The organism is Flavobacterium sp. XN-5, from assembly GCF_008033395.2.
GTDB classification, from domain to species: Bacteria; Bacteroidota; Bacteroidia; order Flavobacteriales; family Flavobacteriaceae; genus Flavobacterium; species Flavobacterium hiemivividum.
Window position 1 is genome coordinate 680,407 of record NZ_VOGZ02000001.1, and the last position, 23,266, is coordinate 703,672.

21 protein-coding genes are annotated in these 23,266 nt (G+C 33.6%); 9 read left to right on the top strand and 12 right to left on the bottom strand.

What is annotated here, in order from left to right:
* Positions 1-101 precede the first annotated feature (101 nt).
* Positions 102-1,643: a glycine--tRNA ligase gene (locus tag FQU23_RS03045; protein WP_147672520.1), complete on the bottom strand. Its 1,542-nt coding sequence runs from the start codon at positions 1,641-1,643 to the stop codon at positions 102-104.
* A 157-nt stretch (positions 1,644-1,800) separates the two neighbouring features.
* On the opposite strand from FQU23_RS03045, the gene FQU23_RS03050 reads away from it, so the two are divergent.
* Positions 1,801-2,421: a ComF family protein gene (locus FQU23_RS03050; RefSeq protein WP_147672521.1), complete on the top strand. Its 621-nt coding sequence runs from the start codon at positions 1,801-1,803 to the stop codon at positions 2,419-2,421.
* A gap of 261 nt (positions 2,422-2,682) precedes the next feature.
* Positions 2,683-3,291 (top strand): superoxide dismutase, encoded by a 609-nt coding sequence (locus FQU23_RS03055; protein ID WP_147672522.1) that lies wholly within the window; start codon positions 2,683-2,685, stop codon positions 3,289-3,291.
* An 897-nt stretch (positions 3,292-4,188) separates the two neighbouring features.
* On the opposite strand, the gene FQU23_RS03060 is transcribed toward FQU23_RS03055, so the two are convergent.
* From FQU23_RS03060 to FQU23_RS03075, 4 genes are all read right to left on the bottom strand, one after another.
* A complete protein-coding gene (locus FQU23_RS03060) occupies positions 4,189-6,087 on the bottom strand; it encodes an amidophosphoribosyltransferase (protein ID WP_147672523.1) in 1,899 nt (632 codons plus the stop codon).
* Between the two features lie 110 nt (positions 6,088-6,197).
* On the bottom strand, positions 6,198-7,121 hold the full coding sequence (locus FQU23_RS03065; protein WP_147672524.1) for a PfkB family carbohydrate kinase: 924 nt from the start codon (positions 7,119-7,121) through the stop codon (positions 6,198-6,200).
* Between the two features lie 74 nt (positions 7,122-7,195).
* The gene (rnhA, locus tag FQU23_RS03070) at positions 7,196-7,681 is read right to left on the bottom strand and encodes a ribonuclease HI (protein WP_132109342.1); all 486 of its coding nucleotides are present in this window, start codon (positions 7,679-7,681) and stop codon (positions 7,196-7,198) included.
* A gap of 39 nt (positions 7,682-7,720) precedes the next feature.
* On the bottom strand, positions 7,721-8,281 hold the full coding sequence (locus FQU23_RS03075; protein WP_147672525.1) for a phosphoribosylglycinamide formyltransferase: 561 nt from the start codon (positions 8,279-8,281) through the stop codon (positions 7,721-7,723).
* A gap of 176 nt (positions 8,282-8,457) precedes the next feature.
* Here FQU23_RS03075 and FQU23_RS03080 point away from each other — a divergent pair, with 176 nt between their 5' ends.
* From FQU23_RS03080 to pyk, 5 genes are all read left to right on the top strand, one after another.
* Entirely contained in the window at positions 8,458-8,694 is a 237-nt protein-coding gene (locus FQU23_RS03080; RefSeq protein WP_007137004.1) for an acyl carrier protein, read from the top strand.
* A 178-nt stretch (positions 8,695-8,872) separates the two neighbouring features.
* Positions 8,873-10,126 carry a beta-ketoacyl-ACP synthase II gene (fabF, locus tag FQU23_RS03085; RefSeq protein WP_147672526.1) on the top strand — a complete coding sequence of 418 codons (1,254 nt, stop codon included), beginning with the start codon at positions 8,873-8,875 and terminating at the stop codon, positions 10,124-10,126.
* A gap of 7 nt (positions 10,127-10,133) precedes the next feature.
* A complete protein-coding gene (rnc, locus tag FQU23_RS03090) occupies positions 10,134-10,880 on the top strand; it encodes a ribonuclease III (RefSeq protein WP_132109017.1) in 747 nt (248 codons plus the stop codon).
* Positions 10,881-10,995: 115 nt separating this feature from the next.
* Positions 10,996-11,484 (top strand): IPExxxVDY family protein, encoded by a 489-nt coding sequence (locus tag FQU23_RS03095; protein ID WP_147672527.1) that lies wholly within the window; start codon positions 10,996-10,998, stop codon positions 11,482-11,484.
* A 5-nt stretch (positions 11,485-11,489) separates the two neighbouring features.
* Positions 11,490-12,920, top strand: coding sequence for a pyruvate kinase (gene pyk, locus FQU23_RS03100; protein WP_147672528.1), 1,431 nt, complete (start codon positions 11,490-11,492; stop codon positions 12,918-12,920).
* Between the two features lie 147 nt (positions 12,921-13,067).
* Here pyk and FQU23_RS03105 read toward each other — a convergent pair whose 3' ends face one another.
* Positions 13,068-13,451, bottom strand: coding sequence for a VOC family protein (locus FQU23_RS03105; protein ID WP_147672529.1), 384 nt, complete (start codon positions 13,449-13,451; stop codon positions 13,068-13,070).
* A gap of 235 nt (positions 13,452-13,686) precedes the next feature.
* Here FQU23_RS03105 and FQU23_RS03110 point away from each other — a divergent pair, with 235 nt between their 5' ends.
* The gene (locus FQU23_RS03110; RefSeq protein WP_147672530.1) at positions 13,687-14,460 is read left to right on the top strand and encodes a Bax inhibitor-1/YccA family protein; all 774 of its coding nucleotides are present in this window, start codon (positions 13,687-13,689) and stop codon (positions 14,458-14,460) included.
* Between the two features lie 50 nt (positions 14,461-14,510).
* Here FQU23_RS03110 and FQU23_RS03115 read toward each other — a convergent pair whose 3' ends face one another.
* On the bottom strand, positions 14,511-15,026 hold the full coding sequence (locus FQU23_RS03115; RefSeq protein ID WP_147672531.1) for a PAS domain-containing protein: 516 nt from the start codon (positions 15,024-15,026) through the stop codon (positions 14,511-14,513).
* Between the two features lie 92 nt (positions 15,027-15,118).
* Complete coding sequence (gene dinB / locus FQU23_RS03120; protein ID WP_147672532.1) at positions 15,119-16,201, bottom strand: DNA polymerase IV; 1,083 nt, start codon at positions 16,199-16,201, stop codon at positions 15,119-15,121.
* A 211-nt stretch (positions 16,202-16,412) separates the two neighbouring features.
* Between dinB and FQU23_RS03125 the strand changes: the two genes are divergently transcribed.
* On the top strand, positions 16,413-16,886 hold the full coding sequence (locus FQU23_RS03125; RefSeq protein ID WP_147672533.1) for a CYTH domain-containing protein: 474 nt from the start codon (positions 16,413-16,415) through the stop codon (positions 16,884-16,886).
* On the opposite strand, the gene FQU23_RS03130 is transcribed toward FQU23_RS03125, so the two are convergent.
* The 4 genes from FQU23_RS03130 to pgi all read right to left on the bottom strand — a co-directional run bounded on the left by FQU23_RS03130 (position 16,883) and on the right by pgi (position 23,115).
* Positions 16,883-17,380: a septal ring lytic transglycosylase RlpA family protein gene (locus tag FQU23_RS03130; protein ID WP_147672534.1), complete on the bottom strand. Its 498-nt coding sequence runs from the start codon at positions 17,378-17,380 to the stop codon at positions 16,883-16,885. The genes FQU23_RS03125 and FQU23_RS03130 overlap by 4 nt on opposite strands.
* 84 nt (positions 17,381-17,464) lie before the next feature.
* Positions 17,465-17,887: a hypothetical protein gene (locus FQU23_RS03135; protein WP_147672535.1), complete on the bottom strand. Its 423-nt coding sequence runs from the start codon at positions 17,885-17,887 to the stop codon at positions 17,465-17,467.
* A gap of 98 nt (positions 17,888-17,985) precedes the next feature.
* Positions 17,986-21,228 (bottom strand): carboxypeptidase regulatory-like domain-containing protein, encoded by a 3,243-nt coding sequence (locus FQU23_RS03140; protein ID WP_147672536.1) that lies wholly within the window; start codon positions 21,226-21,228, stop codon positions 17,986-17,988.
* 234 nt (positions 21,229-21,462) lie between these two features.
* Positions 21,463-23,115, bottom strand: a complete 1,653-nt coding sequence (pgi, locus tag FQU23_RS03145) for a glucose-6-phosphate isomerase (RefSeq protein WP_147672537.1) — start codon at positions 23,113-23,115, stop codon at positions 21,463-21,465.
* Positions 23,116-23,266: the final 151 nt, after the last annotated feature.

The window sequence follows — 23,266 nt, forward strand, 5'->3', positions numbered from 1 at the left end:
CCGTAAAAGAGCTCATTTTAAGCACTCTAAGAATTTATGACCTATAAAAACAAAAGGCTTTCCACATTGGAAAGCCTTTTTATACACTATAAAGCAGGTAATTACATTTTCATTAACCAATTTTTCATCGATACTTCATTTTCGATAATCGCATTCAATTCCGAGATCTTAACTCGATCTTGTTTCATCGTATCGCGATGACGAATAGTTACCGTTTGATCTTCTATAGTTTGATGATCAACCGTTATACAAAACGGAGTTCCTAACGCATCTTGTCTTCTATAACGACGACCTACTGCATCTTTCTCATCATATGTCATACTGAAATCCCACTTTAAATCTTCAACAATCTTATGAGCTATTTCAGGTAATCCATCCTTTTTAACTAACGGTAAAACTGCCGCTTTTGTAGGTGCTAATACCGACGGTAATTTTAATACTGTTCTTGTCGAACCATCTTCTAAAGTTTCTTCCTTTAAAGAAGTTGCAAAAACAGCCAAAAACATTCTATCTAACCCCACAGATGTTTCCACTACATAAGGCACATAATTCTGATTCAATTCGGCGTCAAAATACTGTAACTTTCTTCCTGAGAATTTTTCGTGTGCTTTTAAATCAAAATCAGTACGTGAGTGAATTCCTTCTAATTCTTTGAATCCAAAAGGAAAATTAAACTCTATATCAGCAGCTGCGTTAGCATAATGAGCCAATTTTTCATGGTCATGAAAACGGTAATTTTCTTTACCTAAACCTAATGACAAATGCCATTTAAGCCTCGCTTCTTTCCAGAATTCATAATGTTTCATTTCATCACCTGGACGCACAAAAAATTGCATTTCCATTTGTTCAAATTCACGCATACGGAAAATAAACTGTCTTGCTACAATTTCATTTCTAAAGGCTTTCCCCGTTTGAGCAATTCCAAAAGGAACTTTCATTCTTCCAGATTTTTGAACATTTAGAAAATTCACAAAAATACCTTGAGCAGTTTCAGGACGCAAATACAAATCCATTGCTGTATCTGCAGAAGCTCCTAATTTTGTTCCAAACATTAAATTAAACTGTCTTACTTCGGTCCAGTTTCGGGATCCAGTTTCGGGACAAGCAATTTCAAGTTCTTCAATTAGCGCTTTTACATCTTCTAAATCCTCATTACCAAGAGAGCGACCCAAACGTTCAAGAATTTCTCGTTCTTTAGATTTGTACTCCATCACTCTAGGATTTGTAGTTACAAATTCCTGTTCGTTGAAAGCATCTCCAAAACGAGCCCTTGCTTTTTCGACCTCCTTAATTGATTTAACATTTAGCTTTTCAGCATAATCTTCAATCAGAACGTCAGCTCTATATCTTCTTTTAGAATCTTTGTTGTCAATTAATGGGTCATTAAACGCATCAACGTGTCCAGATGCTTTCCAAGTGGTAGGATGCATCAATATTGAAGCATCGAGACCCACGATGTTATCATTCATCTGAACCATTGATTTCCACCAATATTCACGTATGTTCTTTTTTAACTCTACTCCGTTTTGTGCATAATCATATACTGCACTTAAACCATCGTATATTTCGCTTGACGGAAAAATAAATCCGTATTCTTTTGCATGCGAAATTACATTCTTAAATAAGTCTTCTTGCTTTGCCATAATGCAAAAATATGAAAAGCGAACTTAAAAAAAGAAAAATAGCACAACTTTGAAGCATACATTTTCATATTTTTATAAATAAATCAGCCGCTAAATGTTAAAATACCTTTTAAATCTATTCTTTCCTCCCGTTTGTAGCGGCTGTAACTCCTTTTTAATGAAGAATGAAAAGGTAATATGTACGCTATGCAGACACGATACTCCGCTAACAAACCATCATTTAACAATCGAAAATGAAGCTTTCAAAAAATTTTATGGACGATTCCCTTTGGAATATGCCTCTGCCTTTCTTTATTTTCATAAAAAGGGAATCGTACAGGAACTCATTCATAAATTAAAATACAAAGGGCATGAAGACATAGGCGCTGTCCTAGGGAACTGGTATGCCGAAGATTTAAAAGCAATAGAAATCTTAAAAACTGCAGATGTAATTATTCCGGTTCCACTACATAAAAGAAAATTTAGAGAAAGAGGATACAATCAGGTAACCACTTTTGGCTTAGCCCTTTCGACTGAATTAAATATGCCTTATAATGACTCTATTTTATTTCGAACTACCTATTCAAAAACTCAGTCTAAAAAAAATCTATTAGACAGAAGCGAAGGAATCGATACCGTATTTAATGTTGCTTTTGATGAAAAAGATCATAACAAACACTATCTCCTTATTGATGATGTTATCACGACAGGAGCTACATTAGAAGCATGTTCCAGAGCTTTGTTAAAAATTCCTGGCGCTAGAATTAGTATCGTCTGTATGGCAATGGCACAATCCTAAGTTTTTTATTTTAATCGAATGTTAGATTGTAAATTGTACTTTAGAAAATAGCCACAGATCTAATAATCACTTTAATTCGATAAAAACATGATTTTTTTATCGAAAACAATACTTAAAAGATACCTCTAAAGGTAGATAATCGCATGCAAAAATACCGGTATCAATTAAATTAATGTTATAATAGCTAAATAGAATTTCGAATTCCGAAGTTAAATGTTTAAATTTGAATAAATTTTTTATAAATCATTAAACAAATATATCATGGCTTTTGAATTACCTCAATTACCTTATGCGTATGACGCATTAGAACCAAATATTGATGCACGTACGATGGAAATCCACCACTCGAAGCATCACAATGCTTATACGACGAACCTTAATGCAGCAATTGCAGGTACCGATATGGAAGGCAAGACAATCGAAAATATTTTAATTAACCTTGACATGAAAAATGCTGCCGTTCGTAATAATGGTGGAGGATTTTACAATCACAATCTTTTCTGGAATATAATGGCACCAAATGGTGGAGGACTTCCAAACGGAGATTTACTAACTGCTATTGAAAGTGCTTTTGGTTCTTTTGAAGAATTTAAAGCAAAATTCAGTAAGGCTGGAGCTACACAATTTGGTTCAGGTTGGGCTTGGCTATGTGTACATAAAGGTGGAAAACTAGATGTTTGCGGAACTCCAAATCAAGACAATCCATTAATGCCAGGTGTAGGTTGTGGCGGAACTCCAATCTTAGGAATGGACGTTTGGGAACATGCTTATTATTTACATTATCAAAACAGAAGACCTGACTATATTGAAGCTTTTTTCAATGTTATCAACTGGATAGAAGTTTCAAGAAGATACGCATCTGAAAAATAATAAAGAAGGTTAAAAGTTAGAAATGGTAAGTGCGAATTGTGAATCCAACCTTTCTAAACTTTCGGAATAAAAAGTCGAATGAGCTACATAGTTCATTCGACTTTTTTATTTGACTTCTACGCTCTAACTTCATATCTCCACACTTCAATTTTCTCCATAAAAAAGGCGGAATTGCTCCCACCTTTTTTGCCCCAAATCTACCATAAACTTAACCTACTAATTTTATGGTAAAATAAATTTAAGGTAAAAGAATTCTATCAACAAATATTTAAGATGAACAACCAATAAAAGCGTTAATGCATTGATTTATATTGAATTACATAAAATTTAAAGAGAATAAAAACTTCCAAAATTGATTTTAATGACAACAATCCTTACAACTACTATAGCTCAAAATTGCATCTGTATTTTACTCCAATAAAAAAGGCGGAATTGCTTCCACCTTTTTTGCCCCAAATCTACCATAAACTTAACCTACTAATTTTATGGTGAAGTAAACTTAAGGCAAAAGAATTCCATTTACAATTATTAGGGATGAATAACCTATAAAAACGTTAAGCTACTGAATTATAAGAATATACTCTAAAATAAAACGAGCTTTCGTAGATTGATCTAAACTTAAAAAAAGTAAAATACATATTGAACTAAAAACTACATCTGAAACTTGAATCGTAACACTAAAAAAAAGCGGATAATTTCAAAATTTGAAACTATCCGCTTTCTCTCGTCAACTTTATTCCAATAAAAAAGGTGGAATTACTTCCACCTTTTTTGCCCCAAATCTACCATAAACTTAACCTACTAATTTTATGGTGAGCCGAAATTAAAGTAAATGAAAGATAATGGCAAAAAATTCAGACAAACGACCAATATTAACGTTTAAATACATATATTGGACTAATATGCCCTAGCGTCTTTTCCTTCATAAAAATTCATAAAAGCTCTATTAACTACTCGGTTACCACCAGCTGTAGGATAATCTCCCGTAAAGTACCAATCACCTAAGTTTTTCGGACAGGCGACATGTAAATCTTCAACTGTTTGAAATATAATTTTTACTTCGGCATTAATTTCTGGTGAGCTCAACATCTCTGCTATTTTATCTGAAATCTCTTGTGGCTGAAATGGCTCATAAATTGCAGTCACGTAGTTTATTACATCAGGATCTTTATAATTTTCCTGCGCTTTACATTTCAAATAAACTTCATCAACAATATGATACAGGTTTCTGTCTTTAAGAAGCTCCAAAGCAGCTCTAAACGCTACCAAACCTTCTAACTTAGCCATATCGATACCATAACAATCTGGATACCTAATTTGTGGCGCAGATGAAACGATAACAATACTTTTCGGTTTCAAACGATCCATCATCTTGATAATGCTCATTTTTAAAGTCGTTCCTCTTACAATGCTGTCATCAATAATCACTAAATTGTCTGTAGGCTTTATCACACCGTAGGTCACATCATAAATATGAGCCACCAAATCATCTCTACTACTATCTTCGGTAATAAATGTTCTTAGTTTAGCATCTTTAATCGCAACTTTCTCAGTACGTATCTTTACCGAAAGCAATTCATCTAAGGATTCCTTAGTTAATTTAGTTCTATTTTTAAGAATGTAATTTTTCTTTCTTTGATTTAAAAAGTCCTGAGCCGCCTCAACTAGACCATAAAATGAGGTTTCAGCCGTATTTGGAATATAAGAAAAAACAGTATTATCCGTATCTTGATCTATCGCATCCAGAACTGCTGGCAAAATTAACCGTCCAAGATTTTTTCTTTCTTGATATATTTCAGCATCGCTTCCTCTTGAAAAATAGATTCTTTCAAACGAACAGGCTTTCTTAACCGTTGGAGGAAGAATTTCTTTCATAGAAACATTTCCATTTTTCTTGATTATTAAAGCTTTTCCAGGATCTATTTCTTGAACCGCTTCAAATGGAACATTGAATACAGTTTGAATAACCGGTCTTTCAGAAGCAACAACTACCACTTCATCATCCTGATAAAAGTAAGCGGGACGTATCCCAGCTGGGTCTCTAAACACAAATGCATCTCCATGCCCTAGAAGTCCTGCCATAGCATAACCACCATCTAAATTTTTAGAAGCTCTAGTTAATATTTTAGCAACGTCTAATCTTTCTGCAATAACCGGAGAAGCTTCTCTTTTTGTTAAACCTTCGTTTTTACATTCTTGGTACAAATCAGTAACTTCGTCGTCAAGAAAATGACCAATTTTTTCCATTACAGTAACCGTATCCGCCATCTCTTTTGGATGTTGACCTAATTCGATTAGACTTTGAAAAAGTTCCTTTACATTAGTCATATTGAAATTTCCGGCTAATATCAGATTCCTGTGCATCCAGTTGTTTTGACGTAAAAACGGGTGTACACTCTCAATACTGTTTTTACCGAAAGTACCATAACGAACATGTCCTAAAAACAATTCGCCTATGTAAGGAATATTTGCTTTTTGAAGTGCTACATTATCTGCGTATTCAGGATGCGCAGCCATTTCCTCATTTACTCTGTCATTAATTTGAGCAAATACATCTTGGATGGGTTGAGCATGATTCGATCGCACTCGGCTAATATATCTTTCGCCTGGTTCGACATCCAGTTTTATACTTGCAAAACCAGCACCATCCTGTCCACGGTTGTGTTGTTTCTCCATTAGAAGATACATTTTCTGAATTCCGTAGAAAGCAGTCCCGTATTTCTCTTTGTAAAATTCAAGCGGTTTAAGTAGTCTAACTAAGGCTATCCCACATTCGTGTTGTAAAGCATCGCTCATCGTATTGTAGTTTGTTGTGTTGTTTTTTTTTCTATTATAAATTCTTACAAATAATATGTAAAATCCGAACTATTAATCAAAAAAGCCCCGTTTCCGAGGCTTATAATACATTATAATTCTATATCAAATTGTGTTAAAGATTTGAATTGTTTCAATCTTGACACTACTTCTTTTTTCTCTAAATCAACCATTCTTTCTGTTCCAAATTTCTCAACACAAAAGGACGCTAAATTAGAGCCATAGATAATGGCATTCTTCATATTTTCGAATGACACATTTTCACTCTGTGTAATAAACCCTGCAAATCCACCTGCAAAAGTATCTCCTGCACCTGTAGGATCAAAAACTTCTTCTAGTGGCAAAGCTGGCGCAAAGAAGACCTGAAGATCATGAAACAGTAAAGCACCATGTTCTCCTTTTTTAATTACAACATATTTTGGTCCCATAGATTGGATTTTGGCAGCAGCCTTAACTAAAGAATACTCTCCAGAAAGTTGTCTTGCTTCCTCATCATTGATTGCAATTACATCCACGCGTTTCATTACCTCAAGTAATTCCGGTAACGCACAGTCCATCCAAAAATTCATAGTGTCTAAAACCACTAATTTTGGTTTGGTTTCCATTTGATCTAAAACACTGCTTTGCACTAATGGATGCAAGTTTCCCAGCATCACCACATCAGCGTTTTTATAGTTTTCTGGAACTTTCGGCTGAAAATCAGCTAAAACATTTAATTGTGTATCTAAAGTATCTCTAGAGTTTAAATCATTATGGTAACGACCACTCCAAAAGAAAGTTTTCCCTCCTTTAACTACTTCAAGACCAGAAATATCAATATTTCGTTCTGTCAATAAATCTAAATACTCTTGTGGAAAATCATCGCCTACTACAGAAACTATTGCTGATTGCAAATTAAAAAAAGAAGCAGAAAGACCTATATACGTCCCAGCGCCACCTAAAATTTTATCTGTTTTACCAAAAGGAGTTTCAATTGCGTCGAAAGCGACAGTCCCGACAATCAATAATTTGTTCATTTTTTGAGTTTGGAATTAAAGCGCAAAGGTAGTTATAAGTTACAATACTGCAAAGTCTCAATCCCTGAAAATTTTCACAATAATTTACCTTCCTCCTTCTCATAAAAAGCATCTATTGACAAGGGAGTATTTTGCGTAGCCATCACAGCAAGTTCATCACATCGTTCATTCTGCGGGTGATTATTATGTCCTTTAATCCATTTAAAATCTACTTGATGCTTTCGATATATAACCAAAAGACGTTTCCATAAATCGGAATTCTTTCGATCGATAAACTTTTTTTTCTCCCAACCAAAAACCCATTTCTTCAATACAGAATCCACTACATACTTAGAATCTGAAACAACAAGAACTTTTGTATCGGGATTCTTTAATTTTTCTAGCCCAACAATTACAGCTAAAAGCTCCATCCTATTATTAGTAGTTAACCTAAACCCTTCATAGAATTCTCTCCTATAGGTTTTACCCATTTTCACACTTTCCATAACTACACCGTAGCCTCCTTTTCCAGGATTTCCTTTGGCAGCACCATCTGTATATATATGTACATCGTAACTCATTGTAGTCAAAATAGAATTTTAGAAATAAAACTTAAGTACTTACTTTAGCAATCCAGCGATTACCTGAGGAAAAAACTCCTGCTCTAATTCATGGATTTTTTCAGCTATATCCTCCGGGGTTTCATTTCCTGATAATTTTATTTTCTTTTGAAAAATAGAACCACCTTCATCGTAATTTTCATTTACATAATGAATAGTTATTCCCGTTTCGGTTTCCTTATTCTCAACAATGGCTCTATGAACATTCATTCCATACATACCTTTTCCTCCATAATTAGGCAATAAAGCTGGATGTATGTTTATGATCTTATTAGGATAGTTAGCAATAATATCCTCTGGGAATTTAAGTAAAAACCCAGCCAGAACAATTAAATCTGGCGCTATAGCATCAATTTTCTGTAGTACTTTACCTTCATTTAACTCTGTTTTCGAAAAAATCTCTGTTCGTATTTTATGATTTTTTGCTCTCTCGATAACCATCGCAGATGGATTATTTGTAAAAACCGCAACTACAGTTTCGGCGGCACTTTTAGCAAAATATTTAATGATATTTTCAGCATTAGTACCCGATCCAGAAGCAAAAACAACTATTTTTTTCATGACCTACCTCGTTTTGATTACGCAAAAAAAGGCATAAAAAATGAAAATAAATAACATTGCGACCTGTTTGTCAAAATATATTTAATAAATTAGTTGACACATTTATCAACTTATGTGTGGTTTTAAAATAAAGTTTTTTATTTTTGCCAACAAATTAAATTCTAAAATTAAAGATTATGTCAGACATTGCATCAAGAGTAAAAGCGATTATCGTAGACAAATTAGGTGTTGACGAAAACGAAGTTGTAACAGAAGCAAGCTTCACTAATGATTTAGGAGCTGACTCATTAGACACTGTTGAGCTTATTATGGAATTCGAAAAAGAATTTGACATTCAAATTCCAGACGACCAAGCAGAAAACATTGCTACTGTTGGCCAAGCTATTTCTTACATCGAAGAAGCTAAAAAATAATAATTTAAACACCCGCTTACTTTATTGGACGCGGGTGTTATTATTTTTTTAAAATTAAGTTTAAGATTGATCTTTCAATCAAAAAAGATATTTATTGTAATACCCATAGCTCTTTTGTAATAATACAGTGAAGAAAGCATGGGTTTTATTTGTTTAAAGATAACAAAATATACAAGTTATGGTATTAAAGCGAGTTGTTGTGACAGGTTTAGGTGCTCTTACTCCTATTGGAAATAATATTCAAGAATATTGGAACGCTCTTATTAACGGTGTTAGTGGAGCTGCCCCAATAACTTATTTTGATCCTGCTAAATTTAGAACTCATTTTGCATGTGAACTAAAGAACTTTAATGCCGAAGATTTTTTAGACAGAAAAGAAGCTAGAAAAATGGACCGCTATGCACAATATGCTATGGTCGCTTCAGAAGAAGCTGTAACTGACGCTGGTTTCGATTTTGAAAAATTAGATAAAGATAGAGCAGGCGTTATCTGGGGATCAGGTATTGGTGGGTTAGAAACTTTTCAAATCGAAATGTTAAACTATGCAGCTGGTGACGGTACTCCAAAATTCAATCCTTTCTTTATTCCAAAAATGATTTCAGATATAGCTTCTGGCCATATATCTATCAAATACGGTTTTAGAGGACCAAATTTCGCAACCGTTTCTGCTTGTGCATCTTCAACAAATGCAATTATAGATGCTTTCAATTACATTAGATTAGGACATGCAGATGTTATGGTAACTGGAGGTTCTGAAGCCGCAGTAACAATAGCAGGTATGGGCGGATTTAATGCTATGCACGCTCTATCTACAAGAAATGACGATCCAAAAACAGCTTCTAGACCAATGGACAAAGACAGAGATGGTTTTGTTTTAGGAGAAGGAGCAGGAGCATTAATTCTTGAAGAATACGAACACGCAATCGCTCGTGGCGCAACTATTTATTGTGAAATTGGTGGTGGCGGTATGTCAGCAGATGCACATCATATTACAGCTCCACATCCAGAAGGTTTAGGTGCGAAAAACGTAATGTTAAACTGTTTAAGAGATGCTGGTTTAAAACCAACAGATGTTGACGGCGTGAACATGCACGGAACTTCTACTCCGCTAGGAGATTTAGCTGAATCTAAAGCAATCACACATGTTTTTGGCGAACACGCTTATAAAATGAATTTAAACTCAACAAAATCTATGACAGGTCACTTATTAGGTGCTGCTGGTGCTGTTGAAACTATATCTGCAATTCTTTCGATGAAATACGGAATAGTACCTCCAACAATAAATCATCTAACAGATGATGAAAATATTGATCCTAAATTAAATTTCACTTTTAATGTTGCACAAAAAAGAGAAATGAACGTTGTGATGAGCAACACATTTGGTTTTGGAGGACATAATGCATGTGTATTAGTTAAAAAATTAGACTTCTAATTCAAACATGAATATAATAAAAAAAATATTTTCAAAATCCCGTTCTCTAAATCTAGAAGACGGGATTTTTTTTGATAAAATTCAAACTATTTTAGGTTTCCCTCCAAAAAACTTAGACCATTATAGAAAGGCATTTACACACCGTTCTACTAGTAAAATTACACCAGAAGGCAATCCTATAAATTATGAACGATTAGAATTTTTAGGAGATGCTATGTTAAGCTCCGTAATTGCGGCACACTTATTTAACAAAGCACCTCAAGGAGACGAAGGCTATCTTACTAAAATGCGTTCAAAAATTGTCAGTAGAGAACATTTAAATGAATTAGGAAAAGATCTCAATCTAATTCAATTTATCGAAAGCAAAGTTCCAGTACAGCATTTTGGAGAAAATGTACACGGCAATATTTTTGAATCTTTGATAGGTGCAATTTACTTAGATAGAGGCTATATCTATTGCGAAAAATTCATTCAAAAAAGAGTAGTCACGCCTTATGTTGATATTTCCAGATTAGAAGGCAAAGTAATCAGCTATAAAAGCTTAGTAATCGAATGGTGTCAAAAAGAAAAAAAAATATTTCATTATGACATCTATGAAGATAATGGAATTGATGGAACGCGTTACTTTGGAGTTAAATTAAGTATCGACGGAAAGGTAATCGCAAAAGCAAGAGCTACCTCCAAAAAGAAAGCAGAGGAAAAAGCATCGCAACGTACCTATTTTGCATTGCAAGAGAAAATGGACAAGAAATAATATCAAATTAATCAATACTACATCGTTTTCGTTCATAAATTAACGAAATCATTACATTTTTGCACTCTTTAACTTCAATAGAAATGGTATATTTACATCATTATTTTTATTGAATATGGCAATTCATAAACTCGACCTTGGCGAATTTGACGAAATAGATTATTATTTAATTGCTATTCATACTTCATTGGAAGATTATCGATTAGCCTATTTCATCAATCAAAAACTTCCTGTCAATTTAGCAAAAAGCAATGACGAGGTGCAAATCAATATTAAAGAAGGTGAAACTAATTTTGCTCGATTTTCTTATTTTGATTCAGAGAATGAAATTTCTTGGAATTTAATTCAAAATAAAAACGAAGTTCTCCAACAAAAAGAAGAAGCGATCCAGAATTTATTTTCAAATACGGCACTGGAAATTTCTACAAAAGTATATCTGCTTCCAGAATTTAAAAAAGCAGATTATTTTTTAAAAATTGAAAATGCAGAAGACACCTTGGATGTGTCTGAAATAAAAACGACATTAAGTACCATTGATAACGTATCAGCAGCATATATTGTCGATACCAATCAAATAAAATCAAAAAACAATTTAATTTTTTAATACAAATGATTTCAAGCAAGAAAACCAAAATTGTAGCCACACTAGGACCTGCATGTAGCACAAGAGAGACTATAAAAGACATGATTGACGCAGGTGTAAATGTGTTTAGAGTTAATTTTTCGCATGCCGATTATGCCGATGTAAAAGAGAAAATGAAAATCATTAGAGATCTTAATGATGAGTTTGGATATACTACAGCAATACTTGGTGATTTACAAGGACCAAAGCTTCGTGTAGGAGTAATGAATGAAGGAGTTGTTGTAAATGACGGTGATTTAATTACGTTTACAACTGCCGAAGATATTCTGGGAACAGCTCAAAAAGTGTTCATGAAATATAAAAACTTTCCAAATGATGTGAATCCAGGAGAAAGAATTTTATTAGATGACGGAAAACTAATTTTCGAAATTGTTGAAACGGACAAAAATACCGAAGTAATTGCCAGAGTAATACAAGGTGGAGAATTGAAGTCTAAAAAAGGAGTGAATCTTCCAAACACTAAAATATCTCTTCCTGCAATGACAGAGAAAGATATTGAAGATGCTATTTTTGCCATTGGACAAAAAGTAGACTGGATTGCACTTTCATTTGTAAAAACACCTCAAGATTTACAAGACTTACAATATTTGATTGCAGAACATTCTGATTATAAAATTCCAATTGTTGCTAAAATTGAAATGCCAGAAGCACTAGAAAACATCGACAAGATCGTCGCTTACTGTGATGCTTTAATGGTAGCTCGTGGTGACCTTGGAGTTGAACTTCCAGCGCATGAAGTACCATTAGTTCAAAAAGAATTGATTCGTAAGGCTAAAATGGCTCGAATTCCCGTAATTGTAGCTACTCAAATGATGGAGACTATGATTACTAGTTTAACTCCAACAAGAGCTGAAGTAAATGACGTTGCAAACTCTGTAATGGATGGCGCAGATGCCGTAATGCTTTCTGGTGAAACTGCTACAGGAAATTACCCTGTACAAGTAATTGAGAAAATGTCACAGATTATTAAAGCTGTAGAAAACTCTCCATTAATTCAAGTACCTCAAAACACACCACAAATAAAAACAAAACGTTTTATTACTAAAACAATTTGTCGTCACGCTGCAATTATGGCCGATGCTATTAAAGCAAAAGCAATTTGTACTTTGACAAATAGCGGTTACACAGCATTTCAAATATCTGCTTGGAGACCATCAGCCCATATTCTAGTATTTACCTCAAACAAAAGAATTCTTACACAATTAAGTTTGTTATGGGGAGTAAAATCATACTACTACGACAAAATAGTTAGTACTGATGACACAGTAACTGATGTAAATGAAATAGCAAGACAAAAAGGATATGTAACTAAAGGAGATTTCCTAATCAACTTAGCTGCTATGCCTATTAAAGAAAAAGGAATGGTAAATACCATGAGAGTTTCAGAAATAGAATAGTAAAACTATCCAAAATAAATTTATAGAATCCGTCTCGTTACTAAATGAGACGGATTTTTTATTTTCGAAGAATACAATTACTTTTAAATCGATCGCATTTGTACTTGAACTGATGCAACATATGTTTTACACCTTTTACATTACACCTTACTCCATAGAATGCAATCCAATCATATTTCCTTCCGTATCCATAAATAAAGTAATAAAACCATATTCTCCTATAGCCATTTTAGGCCTGAAGATTCTACCGCCAGCTTTTTCAATTCGCAGTTCTTCAGTAATGCAATCGGCACTTCCAAAATAAACAAGAGTAGAATTCCCTCCTGCTTTTACGTCTTGCGCTTTCACTAAAGCACCGTTGGCACCATAGGCATTCATATCTCCAGGAAAAGTCATCATTTGTAATTCATCCTCTGTGGGGTTTGGCAATCCTTCTAATGTAACATCAAAAATAGTTTCATAGAATTTTGTGGCTCTTTCTATATCATCGACATAGATTTCGAACCAAACAATTGGTCTTTTTGTATTCATAATAGTCTGATTTTAGGATTATTATAAAATTAATAAAAAAAATTACACTAAAATTCAATTAGACTATAAATTTCTTTTTGTCGCATTTCTTTTCTAATTCTACTTACCAAAATGTCAGTTGTTGTGTTCCAATCCAACTTGATAAAAAACGTCTCCTAAGAAATTAAGTACGACGGTTATTTTTTGTGCTTAATTTTATTTAGTTTTACCAATTAAAAAATAAAATTTACAGAACATGAATTTCCAATCTAAAAATCCTTTTTTAACCAATAAATCTTTCTCTCCTACAACAGCAGCAGAAAAAGAACAAATTCACCATGCATCTGTTATTGATTTCAATCATCAAATGACTTTGTCTGGAACAATCAACAAGACATTACTTTTATTTTTATTGCTTATCGCTTCTGCAATGGTGATTTGGTGGATGGCTTTTAATGGTACAAATCCATTAGTACCAGCAATGGGTGGCGCAATAGCGGGCTTAGTTTTAGTGGTAATTGCTGCTTTCAAACCGCAATATTCACCCTATTTGGCACCTGGATATGCTTTATTTGAAGGTCTTTTCATCGGAGGAATTTCTGCTATTTTTGAAGCTAAATATCCGGGAATTGTAATTCAAGCAGTTGGTGCAACATTTGTAACCTTTGCCGTTTGTTTAGGTTTATACCGATTCAAAATTGTAAAAGTAACAGAGCAATTTAAATCAGTTGTTGTAGCAGCTACATTAGCAATCGCAACATACTATCTTATTTCTTGGGTGGTATCTATGTTTACGAGCTTTCAGCCTGTCCACCATGGCAACTCAATGATGAGTATTGGAATTAGTGTATTTGTAATTATTATCGCTGCTTTAAACTTGTTTCTAGACTTTGACCGAATCGAAAAAGGAGTACAAGAAAAAATGCCTAAATATATGGAATGGTTTGGTGCAATGGGCTTAATGATTACTCTTGTATGGTTGTACATTGAGTTTTTAAGACTACTTTCTAAACTTTCGAGCAAAGATTAAATTTAAATTTTAGTATACAAAAAAGCGCTTTTTAAACAAAAGCGCTTTTTTTATGCCGCTTTTTCAAAAGCTATAAAATGAGATAGTTTCCCCTTACTATTAAATACAGGAAACCCTTTTATTAGACACAAGTAGGTTTCACCATTCTTATTGTAATTCAAAACTGTTTTTTCAAAAGGTTGTTGTAGTTGAATTGCTTTTCTAATTTCACTAGAAGTGGTTCTATTTGAATCAGTTCCCTGAAACATCTTTGGGCATTTGCCTAAAACTTCTTCTTCGGTATAACCATTCATTTTAGTAAGGTTATGAGAAGCAAATACAATTTCTAATTTTGCATTAGTAACAATTACCACTTCCTCCTTTAACTTGTTTTTGAAATCCCAATCGTAATCACCCCATTTATTAGTCCCTGCGATCAAATTCAACTTATCGCAGTCTAAATAAATTTTCTTTGACACATCTAAATAGTTATGGTGAAAGTTCCATGACAAAATAGGTGCTGCTATTGTATCTAGATTATTATGATGCCTTGCAACTGCAATATCATATTGTTTAAAATCTAACATGATCGTTATTTTTTAACAAATATAATTTTAAATAAAAAAATAAAATGCTATTGGAGCTGTTTTAACTTTTGTTGAAGCACATTAAATTTGCGTTAAAAATCAAATTTCAACTGTACGATAACTGCTTTCTTTACTTCTGTATTTAAATTATTTAAGGATATCCCTAGCAATCGAACGGAATCTTTCATGCGTTCTTGATACAAAAGTTCTTTTACGGTTTCTAAAATCAGCCCTTTGTCCGCGATAAAATAAGGTAGGGTTTTACTTCTAGTTTGCTGCGTAAAATCACTAAACTTAATTTTCAATGTAACTGTTTTACCCGAAATGTTATGTTTTTTAAGTCTTTTGTCTAATGTATTAGCTATAATTTCTAATTCTTCCATCATAAATACCTCCGAGGAAAGATTGACATCAAAAGTATGTTCGGCAGCCACTGATTTCGTTATACGGTTTGATTTGACCTCACTATTATGAATTCCGCGCACAACATTGTAATAAAAACCACCTGATTTCCCAAAATGCTTCTCTAAGAATTCCAATGATTTACTTTTTAACTCCACACCAGTAAAAATCCCTAATTGATACATTTTTTCGGTCGTTACTTTTCCAACACCATAAAATTTCCGAATGGGCAATTTTTCCAAGAATCCAATTACCTCCTCAGGATTTACTGTTTTTTGTCCATTCGGTTTATTATAATCACTCGCTATTTTAGCAACAAACTTATTGACTGAAATACCCGCCGATGCCGTTAGACCGACTTCATTAAAAATGCGTAGTCTAATTTCTTCAGCCAGCTGACTCGCACTCGGATTCCCTTTTTTATTATGAGTTACGTCAAGATAGGCTTCATCAAGTGAAAGCGGCTCCACTAAATCAGTATACTCTTTAAAAATGGCATGAATTTGATTCGAAATCTCTTTATATCTTTCGAATCTTGGCGGGACAAAAATAAGTTCTGGACAATTTTTTTTTGCCATAACGCCACTCAGCGCACTTCTTACACCAAATTTCCTTGCTTCATAACTCGCTGCCGCAACAACACCACGATTTTCTGAGCCGCCTACGGCAATGGGTTTACCACGCAATTCAGGATTATCCAGTTGTTCCACCGAAGCATAAAAAGCATCCATGTCGATGTGTATGATTTTTCGATTTGGAATAAGTTCTAACATAACACAAAATTAAAGAGGTTTTCGATGAAAACATTCCATTGGAGTACAAATATTTGATACATTTGAATTATCAATATCGTATTTCTAAAGAATCGGACAAAATGTCAATATTTCTATTTTATTAGAATCTACATCTATTTCAATTCTTGCATTAAAAGATATAATATACAGCCAGAAATCACTTCAGATAAATAACAACACAAAGTTTAAAATGCTAGAAATAGAACGAAAATTTTTAATCACTTCAGCTGCTTATAAAAAAGAAGCTTTTTCTCAAAACCGAATTAAACAGGGTTATTTAAGCTCAGTTCCTGAACGCACGGTTCGTGTTCGATTAAAAGGAAACAAAGCCTATATAACGATAAAAGGCGTGTCTAATGCAATAGGCATGTCTCGTTTTGAGTGGGAAAAAGAAATTCCCGTTAACGAAGCTGAAAATTTACTATTACTCTGTGAAAAAGGAATAATTGACAAAACTCGATTTGAAGTTAAAATAGGAATTCACACCTATGAAGTAGATGAATTTTATGGCGAAAACGAAGGTTTAGTTATTGCCGAAATAGAACTTCAATCTGAAAACGAAACTTTTGAAAAGCCAAGTTGGCTGGGAAAAGAAGTAACTAATGATAAAAGATATTACAATTCCTATTTAAGCAATAATCCCTATAAACAAAGAGTTGATTAATTCTTAAAGACTTCGATAGTTACCATCATTACTCCCGCACCTTTATTTTTAGCTATTTCCATAAATGCCTTTTTAGACAAATCAATTTCTCTAGATCTTACAAATGGTCCTCTATCATTAACTTCGACAATAACAGACTCTCCATTAGCTTGATTTGTGACCCTTAATTTGGTGCCAAAAGGAAATTTCTTATGAGCTGCAGTATATTTATTCATGTCAAATGGCACTCCGCTCGCAGTTTTCCTACCGTGGAACTTATTAGCATAATAAGAGGCATGCGCATCTTTTTTATAGGGAACTAGAGCACCCATTTTCTCCGCAATAGTATCTTTTTTAATTTCTTGCTGAAGCACTATTGCTTTTGACTTCTTTAAAGTGTCTTTGGGTATTGACGTTTTTTGAACTGGTGTTTTTTGACTGCTTATAATTTGGCTTTGACTACTTACCAAGGCTACAATGGCAAATAAAAAAAGGACTGTTATTGATTTTCTCATTATTAACTTTTTAGTTCGACTCTGTTTAAGCAAAAACCATACCTTGATGAAAAAAGCCCTATAAATAGGGCTTTTTTATTATTTTTAGAACCACATTGACCATGGAATTCTACTCAATATAAGCAATAATCCCAATCCGTAGAAGATCGAAAATGTCTTAAATTTTGACTCACTTGTTGTCATTTTTTTATGTTTTGACCAACCAATAGTGATTAATGTAATCGCAATAATATTAATTAGAGGGTGCTCTAATGAAGTTAAACGCAATGCTTTATCAGACATTTGTCCCAACGAAGCAAAACCTAGTGGCGAAACAAAATACAAAATCAATCCTATTAGTAACTGAGTATGCGTTCCAATCAATCCGAAAATAGCTATTTTCCTGTCTTTGGCAGTAAATTCTTTTTTGGTAAACATTCCCATCAAAGCATTAACAACTGCCACTACTAATAATACAAGAGCAATATAAGCCCACCCCGAATGAAATTCTCTTAAAAATTCGTACATAAATATTCTATTTTGTTAAAAACAAATATAAGAAAAAAAGGCATAAAAAAAACCCTCAATTCGATTTGAAATGAGGGTTTTTTAAAACTTATTAGCAATTAGTTAAAAGTATAACGAACTCCTGTTTGCACTTGCCATCTTGATGAGTTAAGACCCACATCATCAACTTGATTAATGTTATTAGCTACATCTGGGTTGTAACTAAATGTTGGCGTTTTTGTACCTGTTACGAAACCCTCTTGTTTAAGCAATTGAACTTGGTCGAAACCTGTAAAATATCTTTTACCCCAATTTTTGTTCAAAAGGTTTGTGAAGTTAAAAATATCAGCAGTAAATTCTAAAGTATGTTTCTTCTTTCCTGAAGTGATAATAAATTCTTGTGCGAATTTTAAATCTACAACATGCGAAGTTTTTAAACGATCACCATTACGTTCTGCATAGCCACCTTTTTTACCTTTTAAATACTCATTACTTTCAATGAAAGCACTAAGAGCATCCCATTGTGCTTGAGGCGTCAAAGGGTTTGCAGTAGTAGACACTAACCTAATTTCACTTTGTGAAGCTGGAACATAAATCAATGCAGAATTAGAGAATGTATCTTGTAACAAACGACCTGCATCGTTATACACATAACTTATTGGCGTTCCCTGAGCTCCTTCGTAGAAAAAACCAATTCTTGTTTTTGTAAAACTACTCCATTTGAATGTTGCATTACCATTAGAAATAATCCTTCTTCCTTGATCGAAATCAGATCTAGATAGCGCAGGATAATTTGCTCCATTTACTGTTTCTGTATTGTTCCATTGAGAACTGTTTTGAGAAGAAGTTGCGTCTAACAATACTGTAGATTTACCATAAGAATAAGTCCCAGAAATATTTGCATCGATAAAATCAGATCTGAAATTTTTAGTCAATGTAAAAGAATAGTTATGTGCTTTCCCTTCGTCTGTGTTTGAACCTAAGTAAACACCTAAATAAGTAGGATCTACTCTAGTGTTTCCGTTGTATTGAGGTCTAGTATCTGCACCTGTTAAATTACCCGAAGCATTTTTAATGTTTAAGTTCTCATATCTAATCGCACTGATATTATCGTTGTACGTAATTTCAGATGTAAAAACAAAACCTGCTGGTAACTTTTGATCTACTGCAAAACTTGCTTTAAATACCTGTGGTAATTTAAAATCCGCAGCAAATATATCTATGTTCCCTCCTTTTCCTCCCGATCCTGGACGTGGATAAGATGCAGGAAGCGGTTGAAGTTGACTAGCTACACTTGGATTTGGATTAAATACCGGAGTTTGAGCTGAGTTAGTAATAGATATAGCTCCTTGAGAAATTCCATTATTATTATAAGTTCCTCCAGGCCATACTAAAGGCAATCTAGAAGTAAATATTCCTAATCCACCTCTGAACTGAGTTGTTTTTTCACCATTAAGATCATAATTAAATCCTAAACGCGGTGCAATGTGAGCCGTGCTTTTTACAGCTTGACCTACGCGAGCTCCTTTTAAATCTTTACCTGCAGCTTCTAGTAAACCTAATGTTCTAGTATTAAAATCAGCGTTCACTAATCCATCTTCCCATACAGGAACATCAACTCTAACACCATATGAAAGTTTAAAGTTATCACTTACTCTCATTTCATTTTGAACATAAACTCCAAATTGCTTTGTACCAAATTCTGCGGCCCCTAAAGATTCATCACCTTCACCACCAATCAAAGAGTAGTTCATTTGAAATCTGTTTGGCTTAGCACCATTTAAGAAATCATCTAAATTACTATATCTGTATGATCCGAAATTATTTCCAAAAAACACATTACGTGAAGATGAAAATTCATTGTGAGTTCCAATAGTAATTGTACTTATTCCTGCATTAATTTCAAAATTATCAGTAATAGTCAATACTTTTTGACTCAAGAAATTTGCAGTAGAAAAACCTTCCGCTCCGAAATAAATACTTTGATTAGAACCATCAAAAATCTGAACAGATGGAAATGGATCACCTGATGCATCTCTATCATCAATCACGTTAGTATAAGCAACAACTAAATTATTTGAAAATTTGTTTCCAAATCTTGAATTTAACTCTAAAGCTGTTGAGTTAGTTGTTGATTTAAACAACTGGCTACCATTAATAAAACTAATAGAAGTTGCAGAAGATCTACTTGGAGAAAAATTCTCAGCTTTTACATAACTGTGTTTCAAAGATAGTTTATGATTATCGCTGATATTCCAGTCTAATTTACCAATCAATTTGTCACTTACAAGAGTTCTTACGTTATTTTCGAAAGAACCTGGATCATATCCATAAGTAGCAAGCTTAGTTCTTAGTTCTCCTAATCTATTTGCTGAAAGACCTGTATAATTAGATAATTCAAATGGCTGTGGAGTTTCGTTATCCTGCTTTTCGTAGTTTATGAAATAAAACAATTTATCTTCAACAATAGATCCACCAGCTCTTACACCATAAGTTTTTGCAGAGAAATCAGCTAACTTTGTTCTAGGATTTGTTCCCGCTAATGAAGGAGGCGTTTTTGCAGCTAAACCTTCATTTCTATTTAAAAAATAAGCTGAACCTTCAAAGTTGTTAGTTCCTGAACGAGTGATTGCACTAATTGCTCCACCTGCAAATCCAGAAAGTTTTACATCATAAGGAGCAACACTCACTTGAAATTGCTCAATTGCATCAACAGATATTGGACTAACACCAGTTTGACCACCATTTGTACCATTTGCAGCTAGACCAAAAACATCATTACTAACAGCTCCGTCTATATAAATCGCATTGAATCTATTATTTTGACCTCCTATTGAAAGTTGATCATCGCCACGCAATTGAGCTTGTGGTGTTAATCTAGCAAAATCAGCTATATTACGAGAAAGAGAAGGTAAAGATTTAATTTTATCTGAATCAATTACTGTTTGAGCACCTGTCCTTTTTGAATTAAACGTGCTATTCTTAACACCCGTAACTACTACTTCTCTAAGCTCACTAGCTTCATCTTCTAAAATTACTTTAAAGTTTTTTGTCTCTCCTAATTGTAGATAAACATTAGTCTCTTGATATGATCTAAATCCTACAAAAGTAATCACTACTTGATAAGGACCTCCAACTCTCATATTAGAAATTCTAAAATTACCACTAATATCAGTTGACGCTGTATAACGTGTCCCTGATGAAACATGAGTCGCAAGAATCGATGCACCAGGCAAAGATTCTGACCCACTGTCATAAACCACCCCACTAATAGAAGAAGTTGTATTACCTTGAGCATAAATACTAGTCCCCGCACCCATACATGCAACTAGTATTAAAAATAACTTCAATAATTTTTTCATGATATTTAATTTAAAATATTTTCGGCAAAATTATAACATTTTTACCTAATTAAGTTAACACACTGTTAAGAAAATAAAATAAATTTTATTTTATTTAACAAGAAATACGTTGAGCACCTGCCCCCCCCTAGCAATACAACCATCATTGCACTAGCCATTTAGACTGTATCTAATAAAAAAAGCCCATGTTTTCGATCGAAAACATGGGCTTTTTATTGTAAGAAAACAAAAAAATTATTTATTTTTCAAATAATAGTCCAAAAGAAACGCTGTGGAACTATCGTGGCTTTTTATTTCTTTCGAATTTATCTCCTCTAAGATCGAGTTAGCTAATTGTTTTCCAAGCTCTACTCCCCATTGATCAAAACTAAAAATATTCCAGATAATCCCTTGCACAAAAATCTTATGTTCATACAATGCAATTAAAGATCCTAAAGACTTTGGTGTCAGTTTTTCAATCAGAATCGTATTCGTAGGCTTATTGCCCTCGAATACTTTAAACGGCAATAAAAAATTTACCCTCTCGGCATCGAGTCCTTGTTTATTAAATTCAGCCTGCACTTTTGCCTCCGTTTTTCCGTGTAGTAAAGCTTCCGTCTGAGCAAAATAGTTAGACATTAGTTTATCATGATGCTCATCATCACCATACAATGGCTTTACAAACCCAATGAAGTCCGAAGGAATCAACTTTGTTCCCTGATGAATCAATTGGAAAAAAGCATGCTGTGCATTCGTTCCTGGTTCTCCCCATATAATCGTTCCAGTCTCATAGTTTATGGGATTTCCATCTCTCCCTACACTTTTACCATTACTTTCCATGGTTCCCTGCTGTAAATAAGGAGCTAATTTTTGTAAGTATTGCGTATAAGGAATCAGAGCTTCACTTTCGGCACCAAAAAAGTTATTGTACCAAACACTTAATAAAGCTAGAACGACCGGCATATTTTGATCAAATTCAGCAGTTTTAAAATGATCGTCCATTTCATTTGCACCATGTAACAATTCATCAAAATTATCAAATCCTACCGCCAAACTAATGGTTAATCCAACGGCACTCCATAATGAAAAACGACCACCAACCCAATCCCACATTGGAAAAACATTGTCTGGATTAATTCCAAATTCGGTCACTTTTTGAATATTTGTGGAAACGGCCACAAAATGTTTGGCTATATCTTCTTGCTTTGTTCCAAATTCCTGGGATAAAAACCATGCTTTAATGGTTTCCGAATTTGTTAATGTTTCTTGTGTGGTAAATGTTTTAGAAACAACAACAAAAAGTGTCGTTTCTGGATTTATCTTTTTTAAGATTTCATTTACATGATCGCCATCGATGTTTGAAACAAAATGAACATTTAACTGATTTTTATAAAACTGCAAGGCTTCAACCACCATCGCCGGACCTAAATCAGAACCTCCAATACCGATATTTACAACATCAGTAAACGGCTTTCCTGTATATCCAGTTCTTTCGCCTGCAATTATTTCATTCGAAAAAGCTTTTATCTTTCTTTTTACTTCATAAATTTCGGGAACTACATTTTGTCCGTCTACATTTATAACCGCTGATTCTTTTGCTCTTAAAGCAGTATGAAGCACCGCTCTATTTTCGGTTTGATTAATAATCTCCCCATCAAAATAATCAGAAATTGCTTTTTTAAGACCTACCTCATTTGCCAATTCCAGTAAAAGATCAATTGTCTCTTGCTTGATAATGTTCTTAGAATAATCTATTAGAAAATCATTCCATTTCAAGTTGAATTTTGCTGTTCTGGAAACGTCCTCTTGAAACATATCTTGCATAGTGACCTTATGCATATCATCAAAATGTTGCTGCAGCTTGCTCCAAGAAGCAGTATTTGTAGGGTTTATTGTGTTTAAAGCCATTTTATTTTTAGTTCAAGTATTAATGCTATTTTTGCAAAAATACTGAAATTAGTTTTAATTGATTAGGTCTTTTAATTTATATCACAATTTAAAGAAAACCGAAAAGATTATGGTAAAAAGTAAAGGAGCGCAATTATTTGAGTAAATAATC